Raw genomic sequence first — 22,165 nt, forward strand, 5'->3', positions numbered from 1 at the left:
TAATCTCAATAAATTTAAACACCTCAAAGAATTAGTGAGTTATCTAAATACCGATAAAACTTTTACTTGCTATTATTTTGGATTTCCAAAACTAGATCGGTTTATAAGATTCATACCATACTTTTACAACAATCTGTTTATCGAATATTAAAAAGTTCTCTACAATCATCAACGAGTTTCTCGATAAAAGGTTTATCCAATATTTTAAGCTGATAATTGGTTAACTCGATAATTGCAAATGGCTTTTTAATATTTTCGGGAAACTCTAACTCTTTTTTCAAGAAATTGTTAACATCCTCTAAAGAACAGGCATTAAGAATAAAAACATGTTCATCAAGTACAATTAAAAAAACCCTCATTGGGTCATCATATTTTCCTCCAGTAGAAGTAGTAAAATCAATAGGTCCAATCGCCATTCAAAAACCTCTCCTCTCTTGGGCTTTGCCCAAACCCACTGCTGAACAATGTACATTTTACTTAAAAAATATCTTACCGTTAGTGGATGTACTGAATGATATGATGGAAAAAAATTCACTAGAGAAATTTGGAGAGTTAAAAATTATTCATTAGAATAATAAATCAATTAGAGTTCAATCGAGTGTTTCAAAAGAGAACTTAGAAATTCTCCTGAAAGATTTAGAATTAGTAGGTAAGATTACGGAGGTTGCTAATTCATTAGAAGCTTTTTCAGTTTTTTCACATCCGGAGTAGCACAAAACAAAGTTGGGTATTCAACTGTTGGAACTTCATACTGTAATGTTGCAGAAAAAGTATTACCAGTTCTCTTAGATGAAACTTATTATATAAACACTGTGAACTTATACGCTTCTTGGAAACTAAAAAAGCAAAGTGAAATTGCATTAAAGAAAATTGCCGAAGCAGAACAAACATTAAAAAATTCAGTCACAATTGAGTTCTAAAAAGTTTAGGAAAAGCCTAGACTTTTTTTCTTCTTACTATATACAGCGATATTGTTTGAATTATCAATGTTATTGTTTTAATTAAGGCTCTCTTCAAATAGAGGTATGTAATTCAATACTTGTGGTACATTAAGAAGGAATAGAATGTGACGAAAGAAGGTGATCCCATGTCCACTAACAATAAACCCAATAGATTAATCGCTGAAAAGTCTCCTTATTTACTCCAACACGCCCACAACCCTGTGGACTGGTACCCTTGGGGAGAAGAAGCATTTGAAAAAGCAACACGCGAAAACAAGCCGGTTCTGGTCAGCATCGGTTATTCGACTTGTCATTGGTGCCATGACTCTTAAAATAACCAATAAACAATTCATGTTAAATCATTTCATTTTAATCTTACATATCATAGCAAACTAAAAAATTATATCCCCTGATTTACATTATCAATACCTAAAACGCAAAAAGTCATAAAAAATAAAGGGTGATACATATTAGTCATGTGTAATATGTATCACCCTTGTAATTCTTTTCAACAATCGCGCCCGATTGTTGAAGATCGTTTTTCTTATTGAACTAACGCATCTGTTCGTTAAGTGTAACTCTTCCCAATTAATTGATATTATATAGGTTAATAGAAATATAAAACAAATTTAGTTTAGTATTTGTAAAAGTAGGTTATTTATATTATTCTATTATAATTTTTCGGAAAGGAGAGTTTATGAAAAAGATTATTGTTTTTGTATTAACGATATTTATATTATTCTCAGGATTCGCAACACAAAGTTATGCGTTGTCTGATTCGAAATCTGCGGCAATACAAGCGTTGCTAGATGATGCCTCTCGTATATCAGGTGTGCCGGGAATGTCAATCTCAATACTTGCTGATGATGAAGTGTTCTACTTTTCTTCAGGGTATGCTGACCGTGAAAAGGGGTTGTCTGCAAGTGAAAATACACTCTATGAGTTAGCCTCGGTCAGTAAAGCTTTTACCGGTATGGGTATTATGCTGTTGGAAGAGCAAGGGCTGCTCTCAATGACTGACCCTGTCCAAAAATATTTACCTTGGTTTACGTTAAAGTATCAAGGGAAACCTGTTGATATGCAAAGCCTTACACTAAATAACTTTCTTCACCATACCAGTGGTCTAACAAATATTAGGCATACTCAAAGTATTCCACAAGGCAATACACCGGATATGTTGCAAAAGACTGTGGAAATGCTCGTAGATGCTGAATTGGCGTTCCCTCCCGGTGAACAGTATAACTATGGAACCGTTAATTATGACGTATTGGGCTTGGTTATTGAGATTGTGTCGCGACAAAGCTATGAAGACTTTATGAGGGAACAGGTATTTCAGCGGTTAGGTCTTCACCAGACGTATGTTTATAAAGAAGATGCTCAAGCCACTGGACAGTTGGCACAGGGCTACCGTTCTTCCTTTTTTATGACAACTCCATTTAAAGCTCCGGATTATGCTGGGAATAAGCCCGCAGGCTACATCATTTCTAATACAAAAGATATGGCGCGTTGGATGGGCATACAGATGGGTATTGTGCAGGACATACCCGAAATATTTCACACGGTTATCGAAAAATCACATAGGGGTGATAGGTCTGTTTCGGCTGTCAACGATATGTATTATGCGGCAGGCTGGTCGGTAAACGCCGACCAAACGATTATAGAACACACTGGGGGCAATCCAAATTTCAGAACCGAAGTAGTCATACTGCTAAATGAACAAACAGCCGTCTGCTTGCTGAGCAACGGCGCAAATACCAATATAAACCTGGTACTAAAAATTAAAGATATATTAGACGGTAATCTAACTCAGTCATATGAAATAAGCGGCACACAGCTTTTGGATATTATTTTGTCGTCTATCACTATTATTCTTTGCCTATTGGCCGTTCTCCTATTTCTCTTAGGATTACACAGAAGGAAAACGAATGAGCGGCAGCCAATGACAAAAAAGAGAATAATCGTAACAGTTATTTTCCTGATCGCTACGATTGCCCTAGGTATACTGTGCTGTGCTTTCGATTGGTCAACGATACTTATTTGGCAAACATATAGTGTTCTTACAGCTTTGATTTCGTCAGCATTATTAACAGCAAGCATTACATGGTTTGTATACACTCACCGATAAAATACCTCGCTCCCATGATAAGCATAATGTTAAGTAATTAAATTTCAATTTATCGGTATGCTTAATTTGAAAAACATAAGACACTTCGGTGTCTTTTTTAATATCATCGACAATTTTCCCAGTCAAACCTAAATTACTATTGCTTCCACTAACCTGCTCCGTTCGTGGAATAAGGATTTTTAAACAACTAATATTATTTTTTAAATGACTTTATTGTAAATTAAACAACAATATTATTTTTGCACAAGCGTCGTTAGATAACATTTCTTAAAAGACCCGTTTGCTGAACAATTAGGACTCTTCGACTAAACACAGAAAACGCTTGTACGTTCAATGGTTCTCCCCCCGATGATATAGGTATTCATCTATTATAAGCGTGTAAATTGCAAAAGATACAGGTTAGTTGAAAAGGTTTAAAAGTTAGTCCTTAAAAGGTCTAACTTTACTAAAACAATTGAAATATGACATATATTGCAACTTCAGCTACAAGCAAATAAATCATATATCTAGCATAACTAAAAACAACATCATCATTAACACTTTTTTGCCTTTTAAAAGTACATGAAAATAACCCCAATACTGTTATCACACTAAGATAATTTCAATTATTGTAATAAAAGACATTCTTACCCCCTTACCATTTACCTTCGACATTGCCACCCATAAAAACCTAACTCGATTGCAATAGATGTCGCGTAACTTAATTCATCTCTTAACTAAATAACACGGCAATTACTTACTTTGTCCTGTTTGTATTCTTTTGTTTTTTTATTGCTAAAATTGAGGAAAAAATAACAAATATGATCTGTAAGATGATTCCAATCACCAATGAATAATCAAGGACATTCTCTAATGCAAAACCTGCTATAAAGAACCCTTCAGATTACATAATGAATAATACTACATAGTTTATTCTTAACTTCATAATTTATATTACCTTCCTTTTCATTATTGTTCTATTGACAACACTCACCTTAAAATTAACTACAGAACAAAGATGAGGAAAGTCGTTAAAAATAAAAAAATTCATTTGCAACGCAATTATATTCTTATGATGTGCGAGTAAAATTTTCAAACCGAATTATTATCATTATCTGTCTCTCCTATTTATTTTTTAATATCCTGATACACTTTCTCAAAAGTCTCAATTGGTAGCGAAAACTTAGTTGTTTTCTCGTTACGATAATTGATTACTATATCAATTTGATTACCTTTTTCCTCAAATTCAATAAGAGCATTCTCCCATTTATCTCTGATTGATATTATACGATTGCCATTTTTCTTTTCCTTATAGATGTAATCCATTTTAATTCTCCTTCCAGAATCAATAACAAAACCTTATGTTATTAAAAGTCTACGTTATCGACCGAAAAAGGGTTTCAAAATAAGGAATCCTCAAAAAAAGAAGTAAATTATACCTGCGTTTGGTGCCATGTCTCTTAAAATACCCACAAAAAGCAACCAGTTTCGGCTGCCTTTTAATAAATTTAATGCAAATTTTTAGAAACCTTAGTTTGAAAACTTTTCTCTAACCTATGACCCTTAATATCTTCCTCAGACATGTCGAAACCCACGCTCAGGATAACGTTCAAGTGGGACCACTGCTTAAACTTCAAACATCATATATGTGTCATTCACTTGTGGTGTTTCAATTGCGGTTAGATCTGAAATACATAGTAGGTCTAATGTTGTCCGCTTTAAATAGAAGGTGGGAAAGAAATGTCCCTGCTTCCTTACTGTATAGGAATTAATATTTCACACAAATGATTATCAATCATTTGTGGAGTATATCTTTCTATAATTGGTTGTTCTCTTATTGATAGATTATTTCTTTCTATCTCAGAAGAAATATTGCCCCAAAAGTCTCTGACTGCCTCTTTTGTATGGTCAAGCAAGAAAACAGCATATTTCCCACCAGAAAATTCTCCAACATGAGCTGGTTTTTTCACATTCAAATCTTTATTTATAACAACACAAACATCATAACGACATTCCTCTTTAGGAGTAATCTCTGGGTTATCTTGCGGTATGCCTAAAATTGTAGAATTATCAAATACATCATTCAATTTTGCCCACTTTTTAAAAGTCTCCATTAATTCTTTGTTTTGCTTTTCACCGTACTCCCCAACATTTCTGAAATAAGCAATCCTTGATTCAGGTAATTCTTCAATAGTTATTTTCAAATTTTAGTCCTCCTTTCTTAGATAAGGTAATTCGATTTAAAATGTTTTTCAAGTTATTTTTTAAAAATATTCTGATTATAATATAGTTTAATTAAGCCATTAGCCACTGTATATTCCGAAGATCCATAAAAAAAGAAGAGATTACCTCAAAAGGTCTCTTCTTCTTGTTTTTTGGTATATTAAATAATGTATAGACAATACTGAATAAAAATTTGTATAGAAAGAAGGTGATTCCATGCCAACTAACAACAAACCCAATAGACTAATCGCTGAGAAGTCTCCTTACTTACTTCAACACGCTCACAATCCTGTTGACTGGCACCCGTGGGGAGAAGAAGCCTTCAACAAAGCAAAAAAAGAAAACAAACCAATATTGGTAAGTATTGGATACAGCTGTTGTCATTGGTGCCACGTGATGGCCCACGAAAGCTTTGAAGATGAAGAAATCGCGCGTCTTCTCAATGAACGGTTTGTGGCGATTAAAGTCGACCGGGAAGAGCGGCCGGATGTGGATTCTGTTTATATGAGAATCTGCCAGCTGATGACCGGGCAGGGCGGCTGGCCGCTGAATGTGTTTATCACGCCTGATCAGAAGCCGTTTTACGCGGGTACATATTTTCCAAAGACGAGCAAATTCAATCGTCCTGGTTTTGTTGATGTGCTTGAGCATCTGTCTGAGACGTTTGCGAACGACCGTGAGCATGTCGAGGATATTGCGGAGAACGCCGCTAAACATTTACAGACCAAAACAGCCGCCAAATCAGGCGAAGGCCTTAGCGAGTCAGCGATTTCCCGGACATTCCAGCAGCTTGCCAGCGGGTTTGATACGATCTACGGCGGTTTCGGGCAGGCACCGAAATTTCCGATGCCCCATATGCTGATGTATTTGCTTCGTTATCATCACAATACGGGGCAGGAGAACGCTTTATACAACGTGACGAAAACGCTGGACAGCATGGCGAATGGTGGCATTTACGATCATATCAGCTATGGGTTCGCCCGCTATTCGACCGATGACGAGTGGCTCGTTCCCCACTTTGAAAAAATGCTGTACGACAATGCGCTGCTGCTGACTGCTTATACAGAAGCCTATCAGGTCACGCAAAACAGCCGTTATAAAGAGATTTGTGAGCAGATCATTACGTTCATTCAGAGGGAAATGACTCATGAAGACGGAAGCTTTTTCTCTGCTTTAGACGCGGATACAGAAGGAGAAGAAGGAAAGTACTACGTGTGGTCAAAGGAAGAAATTCTGAAAACGCTCGGGGACGATCTCGGAACGCTGTATTGCCAAGTGTATGACATCACTGAAGAAGGAAACTTTGAAGGCAAAAATATTCCTAACCTCATTCACACAAAGCGAGAACAAATCAAAGAGGATGCCGGGTTAACCGAAAAAGAGCTCAGCCTCAAACTCGAAGACGCAAGACAGCAGCTCTTGAAGACACGCGAGGAAAGAACCTATCCCCATGTCGATGATAAAGTGCTCACCTCATGGAACGCGCTGATGATCGCAGGTCTTGCGAAAGCGGCAAAGGTATACCAGGAGCCGAAATATCTCAGCCTAGCGAAAGACGCCATCACATTTATTGAAAACAAATTAATCATCGACGGCCGTGTGATGGTCCGATATCGTGATGGCGAAGTGAAAAACAAAGGCTTTATCGACGATTACGCTTTTCTCCTATGGGCTTATCTGGATCTCTATGAAGCTTCGTTTGATCTTTCTTATTTACAAAAAGCGAAGAAACTGACAGACGATATGATCAGCTTATTTTGGGATGAGGAGCATGGCGGATTCTACTTCACCGGACACGATGCAGAAGCCTTAATCGTACGGGAAAAAGAAGTGTACGACGGCGCCGTGCCTTCCGGAAACAGTGTGGCAGCAGTTCAGCTGCTGCGTCTTGGACAAGTCACAGGCGACTTATCACTGATCGAAAAAGCGGAAACGATGTTTTCCGTGTTCAAGCCAGACATCGACGCGTATCCGAGCGGCCATGCTTTCTTTATGCAAAGTGTGTTAAGGCATCTAATGCCTAAAAAAGAAATCGTGATTTTTGGAAGTGCAGACGATCCAGCCAGAAAACAAATCATAACAGAGCTCCAAAAAGCCTTTAAGCCCAACGACTCCATTCTGGTGGCAGAGCAGCCCGAGCAATGCAAAGACATTGCGCCATTTGCAGCAGACTACCGCATCATAGACGGCAAAACAACCGTTTATATTTGTGAAAACTTCGCCTGCCAGCAGCCGACAACAAATATTGAAGAAGCGATCCACACGTTAATAAGCAGCAGGGATTAAGACCCTTGCTGCTTACTTTTTGATTTCTTATGGTACCATAAAGCGATCCCCGCAAACACAAGGTTGACCGCTATCGTAAAGAAAGCCTCCCACATCGGGTTCCCCCGCGTAACCGTAAAGAGAGAAGGAATTCCTCCATACACACTGTTTTTTTCTGTAATAAACATACACAAAAACATATTATTCGCGGCATGGGCGCCAAGTGATATTTCGATGCTTCCAGTTTTAATCGTGTAATAGGTCCACACAAAACCAAATGTTAAATACTCAATTCCTGCCCAGACAGCACCGTTGTTCATTTCTGGATTCGCAAAATGCAATACGCCAAACAATCCTCCGACAATCAGTGTCAAAAATAGAGGATTTTTCGTCAATCTCCCGAAAGCTTGAAGCAAAAATCCCCTGAAAAACAGTTCCTCAGCTGATGTCTGAATCGGAACCAAAATGAGGGCAGCCGCTAGCAGCCAGATAAATCGTGATGTATCAAAGGCTTGCATTGAATAATTATCTGGATGAATCACAAAATCAATCAATTGTACGGCGATCATCAGCAAGAAATAAGCAATAAAGCCAAAGGAAATTCTCCGCCAATTCATCTTTGAATTTGGTGTTATCACCGTTCGGAAAGGCCGCTTCAAAATAAAGCGTACAGCCAGCCAAACTCCCGGAATGGCGAATAAATAAATCACATGGGACAAATAAAGATCTACGAGGGGATCACTCAGCACAGCTTCATCCAAATCAAACGTGATATTGGGATTCACAATAACCGTGAACAGTATAGCGAAGAGGTAAGCTATATTCCCGAATACATATAACCCTACCATCACCAAAAAAGCGAAAAAATATCTCCACAACGTATTGTTTCCTTCTATAGGACGAATAAATGAATTCATTCCTTCTATGTCTCTTCCTTTCAATGAGAATATTACTATATATTTGCATAAATTGGTCTATGAATCTACTGTTTTGGAAATCTTTTAAGCAAAATTAAAATATAAAGTGTGAATTTAGTTCTTACATCTAGTGATTTGAACTCTGTTGCCAATGAACCAAGATACTTATAATAGTCCCAAGAGGGGAATTTTCAGTCTTTTCTTACTACTCAAAAGGGGGTTTTTTATGAATACGATCTTCAAACAAAAGAATACACATCCTTTCTCAAACGCAGCGAATCGTTTAGACCGCCTTCCGATTTCACGCGTTCATTTCCAAGTGTTAACCGCTCTCGGCATTGTTTATTTCTTTGATCTCGCAGATTTATTTACCCTCAGCAATGTAGCGCCGGCACTGATTGAACATTGGGGCATCCCGCTTTCAACTATTGCTAACGTAACGGCTGCTTCGTTTTTAGGCATGTTTTTAGGCGCTTCACTGGGCGGACGGCTGTCCGATCGAATCGGCCGCAAAAAAGCCTTAAATCTATTTGTCTTTGTTTTCTCAATCGCATCGCTATGCAATGCTGCGGCATGGGACATTCCATCTTTAATGACATTCCGTTTTCTCACCGGATTTGGCGTTGCAGCCGCCATGGTCATTACGAATAGCTATTTGGCGGAATTTTTCCCTTCAAGTGTACGTGGAAAATATATTTCTTTTTGTGCCATGATTGGATTGATCGGGGTTCCGATCACCAACATTGTGTCTGCCTTTGTCATTCCTCTTGGTTCATGGGGATGGAGGCTAGTATTTGTATGGGGTGCCGTCGGCCTTATTTATTTTTTCTTTATTCGACGGCTGGAAGAGTCGCCTCGCTGGCACGAAAATCGCGGGGAATATGCAAAAGCCGATGCGATCCTCAATCGAATTGAGGCACAGGTTGAAAAGGAGAAAGGCCCGCTTCCGGCAGCATCCCAGCCTAAAGTAAGCGAAACTGTTAAGCAGCATGCAGGTTACGCAGGCTTATTGAAAGGCAGAAACCTCAAAATCACCATCGTATTATCTGCTGTATGGATTTTTGAAACGTTTGGGTTTTACGGATTTGCCTCATGGGTTCCAAGCCTGCTAAAAAGCAATGGCGTCACCATGGAAAATACATTGTGGTATAACGTATTGCATTCCGTCGGCGCTCCGCTTGGCGCACTGCTCGGCTCCATGATTTCCGAAAGATTTCAAAGAAAATGGATTTTAGCTGCGAGTGCGTTTCTGACGGCCATCGCCGGGCTCTTATATGGTATGACTTTTATTCCCATCATGATCATTGTATTTGGTTTTATCGTGAATATCACAGAACGGGTCTTTACCTCGAACTTATACGCCTATACATCTGAACCTTATCCGACTGAATACCGCTCATCTGGCAGCGGTTTAGCCTATGGTCTTGGCCGTTTTTCAAACATTTTTGGCTCATTGCTTGTCGGATTTATTGCCGTTCAGCTCGGCTATATCAGCGTCTTCTTATTTATTGGGGGCTGCTGGCTCGCGTGCTCCTTGCTGTTAATCTTCTTCGGTCCTAATACGAATGCGAAACAGATTTAAAAAAGTCAGTGCGGATCTGCCGCACTGATCTCATTACAATTGCTTCAAAATCCTCGCGGGGTTTCCGCCTACAACAGTATTAGCTGGTACATCCTTAGTGACAACAGATCCAGACGCAATCACTGCGTTATCACCGATTGTCACTCCCGGGTTAATCACCGCCCGGCCTCCAATCCAAACTTGATCTCCAATTGTCACAGGCTTACCGAACTCCTTCCCGGATTTCCTTTCGATCGGATCAAGAGGATGACCGGCCGTGTAGATATGTACACCTGGCGCAATCAAACAATGACGGCCGATACGCACCTCACACACATCTAAAATGACACAGTCAAAATTAACAAATGTATGATCTCCGATATGAATGTGATAGCCATAATCACAGCGGAATGTCGGCAAAATCGTGACTTGATCCCCAACCGAACCGAGAAGCTCCTTCAAAAGCTCCGTCCGCACTGCATCATCTTCCGGTGTTTCGTTATATTGTCTAATCAGCTGTCTCGCATGCTTGCGTTCTAGTAATAGTTGTTGATCTTCCGAATTGTATAATTCTCCGGCTGCCATTTTTTCTTTTTCTGTCCTCAGCATTTAAGTCACTCCATGTCAGATTGTAATCTCGATCAAATTTCCTTCATCATCCTCAATCACACTTTCATAGTAGCCGTCTCCTGTTGTCCTCGGGCCGTTTACTACTGCGAAACCATCCGCCTTCAATCGGTCAGTCAGTTCGTCAACTTTCTCCCGGCTCCCAACGGAAAAGGCAATATGTGCCCAGCCTGTCATTGTTTGTGAGGGCGGATCGGTCACATTCCCTTTTTTCATAATTTCCAGCCTTGCTCCAGAATCAAACGTAATAAAATAAGACTTAAAATCTTTTTTCTCATTATGATACAAATCATTCGCTTCGCCATTAAAATACGTTTCATAAAAAGATTTCATTCGCTCTAAATCATTGACCCAGACCGCTGTATGTTCAATCTGCATTTCTTCCTCCTCCTTCGCCTTCAATGAAGTTATAAGGTATGAAATGCATTTCAGTTCAAGCTTTTTTCTTAAATTTATGCTGAATTTTGATATCAGCGGGTTCATCCTGCAAAAATAGAGAAAATGCTGCGATGCCGAGCTGCTCAAGGTTCAAATCAAGCGACGGAAAACCAAGAACACGGCTGATAGAGGAATTCCCCTCGCCTATGATTTCAACATCCCAATTATTCTTTTTGGCAAATAGATGAATTCCAGCTGCCACTTCATCACTATTTGCATAAATAGCGGTCGGAACCCGCCCGCTCATATAAAAATGTTCAGCTGCCAGCTCACCATCATTCATATCGTTGCACCCGGACAGCATATGGCGGTCTTCCAACCTTCCGCAGACAGCTTTATAGGCCGCAGCTTTATCAGCCGTGCTCGGGCTCCTATCAGCTTCTCTGACACACGTAAAAGCAATATTCTCATGTCCGCGGCTCTTTAAATAGCGAAAACTCTCTGCATAAGCAGCTTTTCTGTCATTAAAAGCACAAGGGACATCGATGTCTCCGGTATTCTCACAAGCGATGATCGGCCCATATTCCTGATAAGCTAAAATGCTGTCCCAATGATTGGCGCGGGAAGTAATGATGAGACCGTCTATTTTCTTCGTTCTTAACAGCTCTAAATATTTGATTTCAATAGCGGGGTTATAATTGGTGGGGAGAAGGGTCGTTGCATACTCATGTTGAAAAGCCGCCTTGGTGATTCCGTTAACGATTTTATCAAAGCAGGGATGATCGCTATAAGGCAGAATCACACCGACCGTATGGGTTTTCCCGCGAATGAGATCGATTGCGGTTCGATTTGGTGTATAATCCAATTCCTTCATGACTTGTTGAACAAGCTTTCTCTTTTCTTCAGATACATACGGATGATGATTCAATACACGCGAGACAGTCGAAACAGATACATTTGCCAGTCTTGCGATCTCTTTTATATTTGCCATCTCTTTCTCCTTTTCATATAAAAAAGCAGTAAGTGTAAAATCCTTACTGCTATCTCATCATATATTGATGATAAGTTCAACAGGACAATGGTCGGAACCCATGACGTCCGCTGATATGCTGGCATCTTCAATCTGTTCCTTAAGGCTTTCAGAAACAACAAAATAATCAATCCGCCATCCAATATTTCTGTCCCGGGCGCCGGCACGATACGACCACCAGGAATAAGCGCCTTCAAGATCAGGATAAACATGACGAAAAGAATCAACAAAGCCAGCTTCTAAGAAACGAGTGAATGCCTCTCTTTCTTGATCTGAAAATCCAGCGTTATTCCGGTTCGCCTTTGGATTTTTCAAGTCAATCTCCTGATGGGCTACATTCAAATCACCGCATAAAATCACTGGTTTTTTCTGATCCAATTCAAGAATATAAGACAGTAAAGCCTCTTCCCATTGCATGCGGTAATCAATCCGCTCTAATCCCCTTCTGGAATTGGGCGTGTAAACAGTCATTACAAACACGTTTTCAAATTCCAGCGTAATCACTCTGCCTTCTTGGTCATGCTCTTCTACTCCGATACCGTAGATGACCTGCAGCGGTTCTTGCTTAGAAAAAACAGCTGTGCCGGAATATCCTTTTTTCACTGCATAATTCCAGTACACATGATAGTCTTCAGGCTGGAGATCAACCTGGCCGTCCTGTATCTTCGTTTCCTGAAGACATATAATATCTGCATCCTCTTCTTTCAAATAAGAGAGGAAATCCATTTTTCTCATCACAGCCCGCAGGCCGTTTACATTCCATGAAATCAACTTCATGTTTCATCCTCCCCCCTATAAAAAAGAGCAAGAACCCGAAGGTCCTTGCTCTTTACATATCAGCTTACTCACCGCTTACGTATGGAAGTAAAGCCATTTGACGTGCGCGTTTGATCGCTGCAGTCAATTTACGTTGGTATTTAGCGTTTGTTCCAGTTACACGACGTGGTAAAATTTTACCGCGCTCAGAAACAAACTTTTTAAGAAGATCTACATCTTTGTAGTCGATGTGCGTGATACCGTTAGAAGTGAAATAACACACTTTACGGCGTTTCGCACGACCGCCTCTGCGTCCTCCTGCCATTGTCATTTCCCTCCTTTCTTTTTCATTTTAGGCGATAATCACATTAGAATGGAAGATCATCATCCGAGATGTCAATCGGTTTGCCGTCGTTGGCAAATGGGTCATCATTAAAGCTGTTCCCCTGATTGCGTCTCTGGTTGTTTTGATTTCCCCCAAATGGATTATCATTTTGGCCTCCGCCAAAGTACTGGCCTCCGCCGCTGTTTCCTTCGTTGTATCCACCTGAACCAGAACCGCCGCCGTTTTTCGGCTCAAGAAATTGAACACTTTCAGCTTGGACCTCTGTCACGAAGACACGCTGTCCTTGCTGGTTTTCATAGTTTCTTGTTTGTAAACGGCCATCTACGCCTGCAAGGCTTCCTTTTTTCAAGAAGTTTGCAACGTTTTCGGCTTGTCTTCTCCAAGTGACACAATTAATGAAATCGGCCTCACGTTCTCCGGACTGGTTCGTAAATGTACGATTCACAGCAAGAGTAAACGTAGCAACAGCCGCACCGTTTGGCGTATAACGAAGCTCTGGGTCTTTTGTCAGTCTTCCGACTAATACAACTCGGTTAAGCATAAGAAAGACCACCTTTTACCATTATATATTTCAAAATTGCTTATTCTTCTTCTTTAACAACAATGTGGCGAATGATATCGTCACTGATCTTAGCTAGACGGTCAAATTCTTGAACTGCCGCAGCGTCAGATTGAACGTTTACGATTTGGTAGAAACCGTCGCGGAAATCGTTGATTTCGTAAGCAAGACGACGTTTACCCCAATCCTTTGTTCCAGTGATCTCCGCACCGTTAGAAGTCAGAACGTTGTTGAAACGCTCGATAACTGCTTTTTTAGACTCTTCGTCAATGTTTGGGCGGATAATGTACATAACTTCGTACTTTCTCATCTGTTTGCACCTCCTTTTGGACTAAGCGGCCCATAATGGGCAAGGAGCAATAATTCTATTACTCACAATTTTATATTATACCAAAGCTCTTGTCCCTTTACAACTGCATACTATACATTAAATCGGAAATGAATAACATCTCCGTCTTGGACCACATATTCTTTCCCTTCAAGGCGGACTTTTCCTGCCTCTTTAGCTCCTGCCATACCGCCGCCCGCAAGAAGATCCTCATAAGCAACTGTCTCAGCACGAATGAAGCCCCGCTCAAAGTCACTATGAATAATTCCTGCACACTCAGGGGCTTTCATGCCTTTTTTGAATGTCCAAGCTCTGACTTCCTGTTCTCCGGCTGTGAAATATGTTGCGAGGCCGAGAAGAGAGTAAGACGCTTTGATCAGCTGATCAAGACCTGATTCTTGAATGCCCAGCTCTTCCAAGAACATTTGCTTTTCTTCGCCTTCAAGCTCAGCGATTTCGGATTCGATTTTTGCACACACAACGATAACTTCTGCGTTTTCGCCGGCAGCGTACTCGCGAATCTTCGCTACATTTTCATTGCCAGATGGATCAGCAACTTCATCTTCACTTACGTTGGCCACGTACAAAATAGGCTTCGAAGTCAGTAGATGGAGCTGCTTCACAAGCTTTTGCTGCTCTTCAGTGAATTCTACAGATCGAGCAGGCTTTTCACTTTCAAACGCTTCTTTCAGTTTAGATAAAATCTCAAACTCAAATACAGCGTCTTTATCTTTTTGCTTCGCAAGCTTGCTGACGCGTGTAATCCGCTTTTCAACCGTTTCCATATCAGCGAGGATCAGCTCAAGGTTGATCGTTTCAATGTCATCAATCGGATCAACCTTTCCGGAAACGTGTGTAATGTTGTCATCGGAAAAAGCACGGACAACGTGGCAAATCGCGTCAACTTGGCGAATATGAGATAGGAACTTGTTGCCGAGTCCTTCTCCTTTAGATGCGCCCTTTACAATCCCTGCAATATCAGTGAATTCAAAAGCAGTCGGCACAGTCTTCTTCGGGTTGACCAGCTCAGTCAGCTTTTGCAGACGATCATCCGGCACCTCTACAATTCCCACGTTCGGATCAATTGTACAGAACGGGTAGTTGGCTGATTCGGCACCGGCCTGTGTAATTGCGTTAAATAGTGTTGATTTTCCGACGTTCGGCAAACCAACAATTCCAGCTGTTAAAGCCATTCTTTCATCTCCTCTATATAAAACCGTCATTGTATGAACGTATTTTGAACCTAGAGCAATTATAAGGAGGTTCACTGGAAAAGACAAGCTGACAAAAAAGCATTTTCAGCCTGCCAATCCCTTTGATTATGCTTTTTTCAAGCCTACTAAACAGTCAAAAAGCGTACTTCCCATTCCATTATCAGAATTTGTATCATTTGTCAGTGCATTGACTGACCCTCCAAAAGCCGCCCACATGCCTTCATCTATATTAATCGTCTTCGCATGAGCCTGCTTCATCACTTTCACCTTGCCCTTCAAGCGTCCACGGTCATTAAAGATGATAACCTCGTCTCCATCCCGAAGATCCTGCTCAGCCGCTATATCTGGAGAAATATCGACCTGAACGTGCTGAAGCTTTTCAATAAATGGCACATGCTGTGAATGGTTGGAACGCTGCGGATGAATGGATAACAGCGTATAAGGGTACTTTACAGCTAACTCCTCATTATGGAAAACAGATTCTTCGGGCACATTTAATTGAAGCGAGCCGCTAAATCCTTTTTGCTCAGCTAGCGACGAAGTAAATTCAAATTTTCCACTCGGCGTCAAAAACTGATAATCATCCCACGGCACCTGTTTTACTGGAAGAGGGAGGTGGCCTTTTTCTTTTAAACGCTCAAGTGTCACATCCTCTGCTTCCAATGAGGAAAGCCCCATCTCTAAAAATTCTTGAGTGCTGTATTCAAACAGCTCGCCAAACCCAAGACGTTTTGCAAGCTCTGACCAGATCCAGCTGTCCGACTTCGCTTCACCCTGCGGCTCCACAAGCTTCTTCCCGTACTGAACATAATGATGATACATACTGGAATAGTAGATATCTTCTTCTTCAAAAACAGTGGCAGTCGGCAAAACATAATCACACAGCTTTGCGGTATCCGTCATAATGAAATCAATCGCGACCGTCATTGAAACCTTTTCAAAAGCTTGTCTCACTTTATTTGTATTCGGCACCTGAGTCAGCGGATTTCCGCAAGTCACAATAATCATCTCAATCGCAGGATCAGCAGCGGTCAACACTTCTTCAGCCTGCGTCATCATTGAAAAAGAACGTGATGTTGTTTTTAATTCCGGCAGCGTCAGCTTTGTTTTTGCAAAGCTCTCGCCAATCTGGACATTTCCGAAATTCGCGCCGCCGCCCTTAATTCCGACATTTCCGCTTGCCGCAACGAGTGCATCAATCCAACGAATCGTTCCGCCGCCGTTTTTATATCGCTGCATGCCAAGCCCCATAAAAGTAGACACCGGACCATCAGCATACAAACCGGCCAGATACTCCAGCTCCTCCATAGAAGTTTCTGTTTTCACAATAAACTCTTCCAGAGAAACAGTTTTCAAAAGCTCTTTCACATCATCAAAACCGACAGAATGCTCAGAAATAAACGTTTCATCCGTTCTTCCCGTCTCAATCAGAACCTTCAAAACGGCTGCCGCAAGCCAGCCGTCCATTCCAGGCTTTACAGAGATATAGCGGTCAGCAAGCTTTGCAGTCGGGTTGAAGATCGGATCAATCACCGTAATCGTGGCGCCCTTCTTTTTCACCTGCTGCAAGTGATGGTATAAGTGCATATTTGTTCTGGATACATTTCTTCCCCACACAACAACATGCTTGCTGTTGTAAATATCAAGCGGGCCGTGACCGTACGAACGGCCAAAATCCCAGCTTTGCGCCTCGATGCCGGAGCCCCAGCATATGCTTCCGACGATTTCAGTCACGCCTCCATATCCATTAAAAAAACGCTGATCAAGCGCTTTTAACAGACCGTTATTCGCATAATCATGGCTGTGCAAAACAGCAGTCGTCTCCGACGTTTCCTTGATTTCCCGAAGTTTATCGGCAATTTCATCAAGTGCCTGCTCCCAAGAAATCCGCACAAACTCGCCATTTTGTTTTTTCATTGGATAGCGAAGCCGATCAGGAGAATTTGTTTTTGTCTCAAGCATTCTGCCGCGGCCGCAGATTTTACCTTCCGTAATCGGATGGTTTGGATCTCCGTCCACTTTTGTTACCTTTCCATCATCAACAGTCACCAAAAAGCCGCAGCTGTCCCAACAATTCAGCGGACATGCCGACTGATGCACTTTGCTCATCGCCGTCTTCTCCTTACCTTCTATATGAAAAAGCATGAGTGTCGGCCTATTTATGAAGTAGGCTCCTCATGCTTGACTAGTACTTTTTTTAGTTTTCTTTCAAATTCTCTTCTCGGAATCATAACACTGTGAGAGCATCCCTCACACTTAATTCGAATATCCATTCCCATGCGTATAATTTTCCAGCTGTTCGCTCCGCATGGATGCGGTTTTTTCATTTCTACGATATCATTCAGGCCAAAGTCTTTATCCGCCAAGACCCTTCACCTCTTTTCCTAAACTGCTGTATCTATTGTACAAAAAAACTGATCATAAGAGCAATCAAGATACCCGAAAAGAAATACATCCTCTTATTTCCATTTACTCAAAATAGGATATAGGAGCAGACAAACTAACAAATACAAATTGAGCATCCCATATATCGGATACAAGAACGCGATCAAATCAGAAAATCCGAAAGAAGTAAAAGGTACCATTAACACTAACAAAATCAACACAATCATCCATCTCGGCATATGAATAAACGCCATCAGCCGGCTGGACAGCCCCAGCAAACCAGCTACCGTCGTCGTGTAAATCGCCAGGCACAGCACCGCCGTCATACATAAAAAAAGGAAATAAGGCGCACCCTCCAGAACGGCAAACAGCGGTATTTCAAACTGAGAAAGGGAGCCCGCCAGCTCCACCAACGTTTCATTATAAACAAATGAGATCACGCCAAAAATAAGACCGCTTGCCACACTTGCGATTTTTGCTTCTCCGAGCCCTTTCATCTCTTTCCCAACAGAGGATAAAATCGCAACAACTGAAAGGATGTTTAAAGAGGTAAACGTAATGCTCGCAGGCCAGTTATACTGCTGGGACAAATCAATCGTCCACGTATGGTGATGTGTGCTCTGAAAGGAGACCAGCGCATATAAAAGCCCCGCTACTAACACAGGAATCAAAATACTATTTATAGATAATATTCCTTTCACATCCCACAAAAACAAACACACTGTCACGATGCAAATCAGCGTGATCCCCCACCAGAAAGGAAGCTTGTACATTTGCAGGGTCACACCGCCTCCGGCAATCATCACCATAGTCGTCGAAAACAAATAAAAAATGATGAGGACATCATAAATTTTCGCCAGCCATGGTCCCATTAAATGCTCCAGAACCGGCAGAAAATGAGTGGATTGAACCTTAAAACTGATTTTCATCACAATATAAGACGAGAAAATGAACATGATTGTAAACAGCACAATAGCAAGTCCACTTTCCACCCCAAAAAACTGCCATATCTCCTGACCGCTCGCATATCCGGCCCCGATCAGGCTCCCTAATATGAGCAGCATCCACTTCATTCCGGCTCTCCACAACACTATCACCTCATAGACAAAGTTCAGCTTGTTCCCGTTATTGTTACTATATAAATAAAGGAAAGCAAAAATGCCATATTTTCATAGACATTTAAATACAAGGTGAAATTATCATACGAAATACACATAAAAAAAGACTGCTAATATGGCAGTCTAAAAAGAGATATTTATTTACTTGTCCGCGGAATGAAGAAGTGAACTTCACTCTTCACTTTTTTCTAACCATTCCTACCTATTCAAGTGTTTCATAAACAGACCATTGCTTGATCATGATCGAGGCAATGGGGGACAATACTTGTAATCGCCCACTAACCATTCATATCATGCCCTCTACTTTTTTTAAAATCTCCGGTGCCATACACAAAGCATAAAAAATCATACTGCTGGATATACTGTAAACAAGCTTACATAACTACACACCATAGCAATTCTGTTACCTACTATAACAAGGAAGTGAAACCCATGAATCGAAAAGGCGGGCTTTTTTCCTCTCAGGAACGAGTAAAGCAATATGTTTCACATACAGATGCTGCAGCAGCAAAACAAATCCAAACCATCCTTTCTTCATCCTTACGTAAAGCTGCCGGCAAACCAATTGTTGTGGTTTGTATCGGAACAGACCGTTCAACCGGTGACTCATTAGGCCCGCTCGTAGGAATGAAACTCAAACAGATGCAGCTCACCAGATTCCATGTCTACGGAACCTTATCTGACCCCGTCCATGCTGTGAACATGAAGGATAAAATCAATGACATTCATAAATTACATAAAAACCCATTTGTTATAGCAGTCGATGCATGCTTAGGCCGCGTTAAGAGTGTGGGTTCATTTCAAATCGGGGACGGGCCATTAAAGCCCGGAGCCGGTGTACAAAAAGACCTTCCTGAAGTGGGAGATCTTCATATTAACGGAATCGTGAATGTGAGCGGTTTCATGGAATATTTTGTATTGCAAAACACTAGACTCAACTTGGTCATGAATATGGCAAATGTTCTAGCGGAAGGTTTGAGTTTAACAGATCGGACAGAGTGGAGGCAAGAACGCATTAACCCGCTGCAAAGGCTCACTGGGCGCATATAAAACAAAAACCATCTTCGCTTGAAAGATGGTTTTTTCATTTATGATTCTCGTTCAGACAAAAGCTCTAAAATCCGGTCAAGGTCTTCATTAGAGAAAAATTCAATTTCGATTTTGCCTTTTTTCTTCTGTCTTTTAATATTAACTGTTGTTCCAAAATAATTTTGGAGATAGGATTCTCGTTCTTTTAGAACCGCATCTTTCACAGGTTCTTTTTTCTTTGTTTCACGTGGAACATTCTGATTCAACTGCTGAATCAGCTGCTCAAGCTGGCGAACATTGAGCTGCTCCGCAATCACTTTTTGTACCAGCGGTTCAAGCTTATTTTTGTTTTTTAAGCCAAGAAGCGTGCGTCCATGTCCCATAGAAAGCGTGCCTTCGGCAATAAGCTGTTGAATATTTTCTGGCAGTGTCAGCAGTCTTAAATGATTCGCAATATGCGGTCTGCTTTTCCCAAGACGTTTGGCAAGCTGCTCTTGTGTGAGATCTAAGTGTTTCAAAAGGGAGTCATATGCCTGAGCCTCTTCAAGCGGAGATAAATCTTCACGCTGAAGGTTTTCTAATAAAGCAATTTCCCTCATTAACGCCTCTGATAATTCACGGACAATGGCCGGAACTGTATCTAAACCTGCCAGCTTTGCCGCTCGAAAACGCCGTTCACCCGCAACAATATCATAGCCTTTTAAAGATTTTCTGACGATAAGCGGCTGAAGAATGCCATGCTGCAGCACAGATTCTTTTAGTTCAGCTAATGCCTCGTCATCAAAGTGTTTTCTTGGCTGATAAGGATTAGGGCGTAAATCGGCAATTTTAATTTCTTCAACTGTCTCTTCAGACAAATCTACCTGATTAAATAACGCATTAATCCCTTTTCCAAGGCCTTTAGCCATTCGCAGCCACTTCCTTTGCTAAATCTAAATATACTTCCGCACCTCTTGACCGCGGATCGTATAAAATGATGGGTTTTCCGTGACTCGGTGCCTCACTCAGACGGACATTACGCGGAATAACTGTCTTATATACTTTATCCCTAAAATACTTTTTAACCTCTTCAATCACTTGAATGCCAAGGTTTGTCCGGGCATCAAGCATTGTCAGCAATACACCTTCAATCATTAAATCAGTATTCAAATGCTTTTGCACAAGACGTACTGTATTTAATAACTGGCTGAGACCCTCCAAGGCATAATATTCGCACTGTACAGGAATCACAACGGAATCCGAGGCTGTAAGGGCGTTAATCGTCAGCAAGCCCAATGACGGCGGACAATCAATGATAATATAATCATAATTTTGCTTTACTGCTTCAAGCGCTCTCTTCAATCTCACTTCTCTTGATATTGTAGGAACCAGCTCGATCTCAGCCCCTGCAAGCTGAATCGTCGCAGGAATCACATCCAAGTTCTCTACTGTCGTTGCTTTAATAATATCTATTACATCTGCATCATCTACTAAAATATCGTACACACACTGCTCTACATCGGCTTTTTCAATCCCTAATCCGCTTGTCGCATTTCCCTGCGGATCAATATCTACCAGCAGAACCCTTTTCCCTATGTAAGCCAAACATGCCCCAAGGTTGACAGACGTCGTTGTTTTGCCGACCCCGCCTTTTTGGTTCGTAATTGCTATGATTTTTCCCACGATGTCACCTACTTTCACATGAACATGTACTATCTTGCTTCTATTCTATCAAAAAAAGATTAAAGCGTTTCATTTTTTTCATCATTTTGTTCCGAATCAGAAGGGAAATAATTGAAAATTCAAGCACGCTTTATGCTTTCTCTTATAAATTCTGCAATTTCTATGTTTTTTTGACTTAAAAAAGGAATTTCTTAAAGAAAAAAAGAAGAAGTCACAGTACAGAACGTGGAAACAGGATGGTGAGAAAATGGTTTATCAAACGAAGAGAGACGTACCCGTTACGCTGATGATTGTGTTTCTCATATTACTGATACAAGCAGATGCCATTGTTCCTTTTGTGCTGGGAAATATGAGAGTTTCCGGCTGGATCATTTTTATTCTGCTGACTCTTTTAAATGGACTCATCATTTGGAGCTTTATTGACCTAAAATATGTATTGAAGGAACACCATCTGATCATTAAAGCCGGATTGATCAAACATCAAATTCCTTATGAAAAAATCGATAAAGTCGTTCAAAAAAAGAAACTATGGTCCGGTTTTCGTCTGATCGGCTCTCGCCATGCCATCACAATATATTATCAGGGGGGATGGGGACATGCAGTAATTTCACCGCAAAAATCTGAAGAGTTTATCCACAAACTCAAAGAAAAGAATTCTAATATAATAATTTTCACTAAAAGTAAGTGATTACCTTTTATTGAAAATATAAAAAGCTCTCCTG

22 protein-coding genes and 1 pseudogene are annotated in these 22,165 nt (G+C 40.8%); 6 read left to right on the forward strand and 17 right to left on the reverse strand.

Annotated elements, in window-relative coordinates:
* Positions 1-137 precede the first annotated feature (137 nt).
* Positions 138-416 (reverse strand): hypothetical protein, encoded by a 279-nt coding sequence (locus ACFVP7_RS22385; RefSeq protein WP_338731862.1) that lies wholly within the window; start codon positions 414-416, stop codon positions 138-140.
* A 671-nt stretch (positions 417-1,087) separates the two neighbouring features.
* Here ACFVP7_RS22385 and ACFVP7_RS22390 point away from each other — a divergent pair.
* Positions 1,088-1,264, forward strand: a pseudogene (locus ACFVP7_RS22390) (DUF255 domain-containing protein); the annotation flags it as partial.
* 374 nt (positions 1,265-1,638) lie between these two features.
* Positions 1,639-3,066, forward strand: a complete 1,428-nt coding sequence (locus tag ACFVP7_RS22395) for a serine hydrolase (RefSeq protein WP_006640007.1) — start codon at positions 1,639-1,641, stop codon at positions 3,064-3,066.
* 1,107 nt (positions 3,067-4,173) lie between these two features.
* Here ACFVP7_RS22395 and ACFVP7_RS22400 read toward each other — a convergent pair.
* Both ACFVP7_RS22400 and ACFVP7_RS22405 read right to left on the reverse strand, forming a co-directional pair.
* A complete protein-coding gene (locus ACFVP7_RS22400) occupies positions 4,174-4,371 on the reverse strand; it encodes a hypothetical protein (RefSeq protein WP_006640006.1) in 198 nt (65 codons plus the stop codon).
* Positions 4,372-4,799: 428 nt separating this feature from the next.
* Entirely contained in the window at positions 4,800-5,249 is a 450-nt protein-coding gene (locus ACFVP7_RS22405) for a GyrI-like domain-containing protein (RefSeq protein ID WP_006640009.1), read from the reverse strand.
* Positions 5,250-5,484: 235 nt separating this feature from the next.
* Between ACFVP7_RS22405 and ACFVP7_RS22410 the strand changes: the two genes are divergently transcribed.
* The gene (locus tag ACFVP7_RS22410) at positions 5,485-7,554 is read left to right on the forward strand and encodes a thioredoxin domain-containing protein (protein WP_338731865.1); all 2,070 of its coding nucleotides are present in this window, start codon (positions 5,485-5,487) and stop codon (positions 7,552-7,554) included.
* Here ACFVP7_RS22410 and ACFVP7_RS22415 read toward each other — a convergent pair.
* Complete coding sequence (locus ACFVP7_RS22415) at positions 7,551-8,450, reverse strand: CPBP family intramembrane glutamic endopeptidase (RefSeq protein ID WP_024572853.1); 900 nt, start codon at positions 8,448-8,450, stop codon at positions 7,551-7,553. The genes ACFVP7_RS22410 and ACFVP7_RS22415 overlap by 4 nt on opposite strands.
* Before the next feature lie 226 nt (positions 8,451-8,676).
* Between ACFVP7_RS22415 and ACFVP7_RS22420 the strand changes: the two genes are divergently transcribed.
* Positions 8,677-10,032 carry an MFS transporter gene (locus tag ACFVP7_RS22420; RefSeq protein WP_014481501.1) on the forward strand — a complete coding sequence of 452 codons (1,356 nt, stop codon included), beginning with the start codon at positions 8,677-8,679 and terminating at the stop codon, positions 10,030-10,032.
* 33 nt (positions 10,033-10,065) lie between these two features.
* On the opposite strand, the gene ACFVP7_RS22425 is transcribed toward ACFVP7_RS22420, so the two are convergent.
* The 11 genes from ACFVP7_RS22425 to ACFVP7_RS22475 form a co-directional block, all read right to left on the reverse strand.
* Positions 10,066-10,620, reverse strand: coding sequence for a sugar O-acetyltransferase (locus ACFVP7_RS22425; RefSeq protein ID WP_032722825.1), 555 nt, complete (start codon positions 10,618-10,620; stop codon positions 10,066-10,068).
* Positions 10,621-10,635: 15 nt separating this feature from the next.
* The gene (locus ACFVP7_RS22430) at positions 10,636-11,016 is read right to left on the reverse strand and encodes a VOC family protein (protein ID WP_029726089.1); all 381 of its coding nucleotides are present in this window, start codon (positions 11,014-11,016) and stop codon (positions 10,636-10,638) included.
* A 55-nt stretch (positions 11,017-11,071) separates the two neighbouring features.
* A complete protein-coding gene (gene ccpB / locus ACFVP7_RS22435; protein ID WP_086344554.1) occupies positions 11,072-12,007 on the reverse strand; it encodes a transcriptional regulator CcpB in 936 nt (311 codons plus the stop codon).
* 57 nt (positions 12,008-12,064) lie between these two features.
* Positions 12,065-12,823, reverse strand: a complete 759-nt coding sequence (gene xth / locus ACFVP7_RS22440) for an exodeoxyribonuclease III (RefSeq protein ID WP_003243194.1) — start codon at positions 12,821-12,823, stop codon at positions 12,065-12,067.
* Between the two features lie 64 nt (positions 12,824-12,887).
* Complete coding sequence (gene rpsR, locus ACFVP7_RS22445; protein ID WP_003219224.1) at positions 12,888-13,127, reverse strand: 30S ribosomal protein S18; 240 nt, start codon at positions 13,125-13,127, stop codon at positions 12,888-12,890.
* Between the two features lie 43 nt (positions 13,128-13,170).
* Positions 13,171-13,689: a single-stranded DNA-binding protein SsbA gene (ssbA, locus tag ACFVP7_RS22450; RefSeq protein ID WP_003219228.1), complete on the reverse strand. Its 519-nt coding sequence runs from the start codon at positions 13,687-13,689 to the stop codon at positions 13,171-13,173.
* A gap of 40 nt (positions 13,690-13,729) precedes the next feature.
* Positions 13,730-14,017 carry a 30S ribosomal protein S6 gene (rpsF, locus tag ACFVP7_RS22455; RefSeq protein ID WP_003244064.1) on the reverse strand — a complete coding sequence of 96 codons (288 nt, stop codon included), beginning with the start codon at positions 14,015-14,017 and terminating at the stop codon, positions 13,730-13,732.
* A 110-nt stretch (positions 14,018-14,127) separates the two neighbouring features.
* On the reverse strand, positions 14,128-15,228 hold the full coding sequence (gene ychF, locus ACFVP7_RS22460; RefSeq protein WP_003242727.1) for a redox-regulated ATPase YchF: 1,101 nt from the start codon (positions 15,226-15,228) through the stop codon (positions 14,128-14,130).
* A 126-nt stretch (positions 15,229-15,354) separates the two neighbouring features.
* Entirely contained in the window at positions 15,355-17,358 is a 2,004-nt protein-coding gene (locus ACFVP7_RS22465; protein WP_137201151.1) for a molybdopterin-dependent oxidoreductase, read from the reverse strand.
* A gap of 50 nt (positions 17,359-17,408) precedes the next feature.
* Positions 17,409-17,615: a DUF951 domain-containing protein gene (locus ACFVP7_RS22470; RefSeq protein ID WP_003226838.1), complete on the reverse strand. Its 207-nt coding sequence runs from the start codon at positions 17,613-17,615 to the stop codon at positions 17,409-17,411.
* Between the two features lie 93 nt (positions 17,616-17,708).
* Positions 17,709-18,725: a hypothetical protein gene (locus ACFVP7_RS22475; protein WP_134982537.1), complete on the reverse strand. Its 1,017-nt coding sequence runs from the start codon at positions 18,723-18,725 to the stop codon at positions 17,709-17,711.
* Between the two features lie 459 nt (positions 18,726-19,184).
* On the opposite strand from ACFVP7_RS22475, the gene yyaC reads away from it, so the two are divergent.
* The gene (yyaC, locus tag ACFVP7_RS22480; RefSeq protein WP_003226834.1) at positions 19,185-19,802 is read left to right on the forward strand and encodes a spore protease YyaC; all 618 of its coding nucleotides are present in this window, start codon (positions 19,185-19,187) and stop codon (positions 19,800-19,802) included.
* Between the two features lie 38 nt (positions 19,803-19,840).
* On the opposite strand, the gene spo0J is transcribed toward yyaC, so the two are convergent.
* Entirely contained in the window at positions 19,841-20,689 is an 849-nt protein-coding gene (spo0J, locus tag ACFVP7_RS22485) for a stage 0 sporulation protein Spo0J (RefSeq protein WP_003226832.1), read from the reverse strand.
* Positions 20,682-21,443, reverse strand: coding sequence for a sporulation initiation inhibitor protein Soj (gene soj / locus ACFVP7_RS22490; RefSeq protein WP_003219244.1), 762 nt, complete (start codon positions 21,441-21,443; stop codon positions 20,682-20,684). The genes spo0J and soj overlap by 8 nt, the downstream gene beginning before the upstream one ends.
* 247 nt (positions 21,444-21,690) lie before the next feature.
* Between soj and ACFVP7_RS22495 the strand changes: the two genes are divergently transcribed.
* A complete protein-coding gene (locus ACFVP7_RS22495) occupies positions 21,691-22,131 on the forward strand; it encodes a PH domain-containing protein (RefSeq protein ID WP_015250779.1) in 441 nt (146 codons plus the stop codon).
* Positions 22,132-22,165: the final 34 nt, after the last annotated feature.

It is taken from the genome of Bacillus sp. SG20033 (assembly GCF_044570195.1).
In the GTDB taxonomy this organism is placed as follows: Bacteria; Bacillota; Bacilli; order Bacillales; family Bacillaceae; genus Bacillus; species Bacillus subtilis.

What these genes read in the sequence shown, in the direction of transcription:
- ACFVP7_RS22495 (WP_015250779.1), top strand. Translation starts at nt 21,691, where the DNA reads ATGGTTTATCAAACGAAGAGAGACGTACCCGTTACGCTGATGATTGTG.
- xth (WP_003243194.1), bottom strand. Translation starts at nt 12,823, where the DNA reads ATGAAGTTGATTTCATGGAATGTAAACGGCCTGCGGGCTGTGATGAGA.
- ACFVP7_RS22410 (WP_338731865.1), top strand. Translation starts at nt 5,485, where the DNA reads ATGCCAACTAACAACAAACCCAATAGACTAATCGCTGAGAAGTCTCCT.
- ACFVP7_RS22425 (WP_032722825.1), bottom strand. Translation starts at nt 10,620, where the DNA reads ATGCTGAGGACAGAAAAAGAAAAAATGGCAGCCGGAGAATTATACAAT.
- rpsR (WP_003219224.1), bottom strand. Translation starts at nt 13,127, where the DNA reads ATGGCAGGAGGACGCAGAGGCGGTCGTGCGAAACGCCGTAAAGTGTGT.
- ACFVP7_RS22385 (WP_338731862.1), bottom strand. Translation starts at nt 416, where the DNA reads ATGGCGATTGGACCTATTGATTTTACTACTTCTACTGGAGGAAAATAT.
- spo0J (WP_003226832.1), bottom strand. Translation starts at nt 20,689, where the DNA reads ATGGCTAAAGGCCTTGGAAAAGGGATTAATGCGTTATTTAATCAGGTA.
- ssbA (WP_003219228.1), bottom strand. Translation starts at nt 13,689, where the DNA reads ATGCTTAACCGAGTTGTATTAGTCGGAAGACTGACAAAAGACCCAGAG.
- yyaC (WP_003226834.1), top strand. Translation starts at nt 19,185, where the DNA reads ATGAATCGAAAAGGCGGGCTTTTTTCCTCTCAGGAACGAGTAAAGCAA.
- ychF (WP_003242727.1), bottom strand. Translation starts at nt 15,228, where the DNA reads ATGGCTTTAACAGCTGGAATTGTTGGTTTGCCGAACGTCGGAAAATCA.
- ACFVP7_RS22420 (WP_014481501.1), top strand. Translation starts at nt 8,677, where the DNA reads ATGAATACGATCTTCAAACAAAAGAATACACATCCTTTCTCAAACGCA.
- ccpB (WP_086344554.1), bottom strand. Translation starts at nt 12,007, where the DNA reads ATGGCAAATATAAAAGAGATCGCAAGACTGGCAAATGTATCTGTTTCG.
- ACFVP7_RS22465 (WP_137201151.1), bottom strand. Translation starts at nt 17,358, where the DNA reads ATGAGCAAAGTGCATCAGTCGGCATGTCCGCTGAATTGTTGGGACAGC.
- ACFVP7_RS22430 (WP_029726089.1), bottom strand. Translation starts at nt 11,016, where the DNA reads ATGCAGATTGAACATACAGCGGTCTGGGTCAATGATTTAGAGCGAATG.
- ACFVP7_RS22395 (WP_006640007.1), top strand. Translation starts at nt 1,639, where the DNA reads ATGAAAAAGATTATTGTTTTTGTATTAACGATATTTATATTATTCTCA.
- rpsF (WP_003244064.1), bottom strand. Translation starts at nt 14,017, where the DNA reads ATGAGAAAGTACGAAGTTATGTACATTATCCGCCCAAACATTGACGAA.
- ACFVP7_RS22400 (WP_006640006.1), bottom strand. Translation starts at nt 4,371, where the DNA reads ATGGATTACATCTATAAGGAAAAGAAAAATGGCAATCGTATAATATCA.
- ACFVP7_RS22415 (WP_024572853.1), bottom strand. Translation starts at nt 8,450, where the DNA reads ATGAATTCATTTATTCGTCCTATAGAAGGAAACAATACGTTGTGGAGA.